Annotated in this window: 2 protein-coding genes; both read left to right on the forward strand. The window is 36.8% G+C overall.

The annotated features are described in order from the left end of the window. The first annotated feature begins 187 nt into the window (after window positions 1-187). Entirely contained in the window at window positions 188-1,012 is an 825-nt protein-coding gene (locus AC1WHX_RS11945) for a murein hydrolase activator EnvC family protein (protein WP_303116403.1), read from the forward strand. A 62-nt stretch (window positions 1,013-1,074) separates the two neighbouring features. Beyond that, window positions 1,075-2,232 (forward strand): 1-deoxy-D-xylulose-5-phosphate reductoisomerase, encoded by a 1,158-nt coding sequence (locus AC1WHX_RS11950; protein ID WP_303116401.1) that lies wholly within the window; start codon window positions 1,075-1,077, stop codon window positions 2,230-2,232. Window positions 2,233-2,322: the final 90 nt, after the last annotated feature.

Here is a 2,322-nt window from a genome sequence, read left to right on the forward strand (position 1 = left end):
GGTTCAACCTATACTGTTAAAATCATATATTAAAATAAACGAAAGACATTATTTCATAAATAAAGAGAAATGATAAAAAAAAGAAATGCGGTTTTGGATATCGTATTATTTACTAAATTTGCAAGTTCGGGAACGGATACATTCATATATGGCCAAAAGAAATAGATTTAAAGCATTTTGGAAAAAAATGCGATCAAAATATAAGCTCTCCTTCTTCAATGAAAATACATTGGAAGAGGTGTGGACTTTTCGTTTGTCCCGATTAGGAGCTTTTCTGTTTTTTTCGGCATTGGTTATCATCATTTTTTCCGGAGCAATGTATCTGATTGTCGGGACTCCATTAAAAAATTATTTACCTGGATATTTGAAAACCGAAACACGGGTAAAAATTATGGATAATGCATTACGTATCGATTCTTTGAATCAGGCTATGCAATTAAACGATGCATATTTAAAAAATCTGACTAATATACTTACAGGAAATGTAAAAATAGATTCGATACGGAACATCAAAGATTCTCTGCTTTCTTTCCCGACTGATTCTTTTCTGACTCAATCACAAGCTACGACAAGTTTCATGCAACGCTATGAAGAAGAAGAGAAATATAAACTTAATGTGCTTAATCAGACGATTCCGACTGACGGATTTATTTTTTTCGCTCCGATAAAAGGAGTGATCAAACAAAAATTCAATCCGGAAAACAATCACTTCGGCATTGACATTCTTGCCCCGAAACGAGTATCGGTAGCTGCAACCTTAGATGGCACGGTCATTTCGGCAGGGTATACAGTAGATTATGGATATGTAATCGAGATTCAGCATAGCAATAACTTTATATCTATATATAAATATAATGCCGAACTACTAAAATCTATCGGAGATAAAGTTTCGGGTGGAGAGGTTATCGCTCTTACTGGAAACGGGACAAAAGGATCTTTTCCTCCTCTTGTAGAATTCCAGTTATGGCACATGGGGCAGGCTTTGAATCCCGAAGATTATATTGCATTTTAACGACACACAAATAAGATATTGCATCAGTGATAAACAAATCACAGGTGAAAATAAGAAGGAGAATGAAGAAACAACTTGCTATACTGGGTTCTACCGGATCGATCGGCACACAAGCTTTGGAAGTAATTTCAGAGCATTCCGACTTGTTCGAGGTATATGCACTTACCGCTAATAACAATGTGGATCTGCTTATTTTACAAGCACGAAAATTTAACCCTGAAGCGGTAGTTATTGCGAATGAATCTCTTTATCCTAAACTTAAAGATGCACTGGAAGACCTGCCGATTAAAGTATATGCAGGACATGACGCCATCGCTCAAATAGTCGAATCAGACCCCATCGACATGGTGCTTACAGCCATGATCGGATATGCAGGTCTATATCCGACCATACGAGCAATAAAGGCCGGCAAGACAATAGCTCTTGCAAATAAAGAAACGTTGGTTGTTGCTGGAGAACTGATAAATCAACTGGCACATGAAAACCGCACACCAATAATACCGGTAGATTCGGAACACTCCGCCATTTTTCAATGTTTAACCGGAGAAATGCATAATCCGATAGACAAAATCATATTAACAGCTTCCGGAGGTCCTTTTCGAACGATGTCAAGACAAGAATTAGAACATGTTACGAAAAAACAAGCATTGAAACATCCCAACTGGAATATGGGTGCTAAAATTACTATAGACTCGGCTTCTATGATGAACAAAGGATTTGAAGTTATCGAGGCCAAATGGCTTTTCAACGTAAAACCGGAACAAATAGAAGTTGTCGTACACCCTCAATCAATTATACATTCCATGATACAATTCGAAGACGGAGCGATAAAAGCTCAATTGGGAACGCCGGATATGAAATTACCGATAAGATATGCGTTTTCTTATCCTAACCGGTTGAAAAACCAGTCTCCTAAGTTAGAATTGTCTCAATATGCACATCTAACATTCGAGCATCCGGATACTACTAAATTCCCCCTTCTAAATTACGCTTATGAAGCAATGAGACTGGGAGGAAATATACCATGTATATTGAATGCTGCAAACGAAGTTGTCGTAGATGCTTTTCTAAAAGATAAAATCGGATTTTTACAAATGGCAGATATTATCGCCGATATAATGCAACAGGTCTCTTTCATAAAATCACCGTCTTACGACGACTATGTATCGACCGATGCAGAAGCACGCCGACTAACACGGGAGAAAATAATATCTTTTTAAAACGAAATAAATTTAGACTAAAAAATAATGGAGACATTTTTAATTAAAGCCTTACAGTTAATATTAAGTTTATCGATTCTTGTCATCGTT

It is taken from the genome of Coprobacter sp. (assembly GCF_982436375.1).

Coding starts and splice junctions, on each gene's coding strand:
- AC1WHX_RS11945 (WP_303116403.1), top strand. CDS start 188: ATGCGATCAAAATATAAGCTCTCCTTCTTCAATGAAAATACATTGGAA.
- AC1WHX_RS11950 (WP_303116401.1), top strand. CDS start 1,075: ATGAAGAAACAACTTGCTATACTGGGTTCTACCGGATCGATCGGCACA.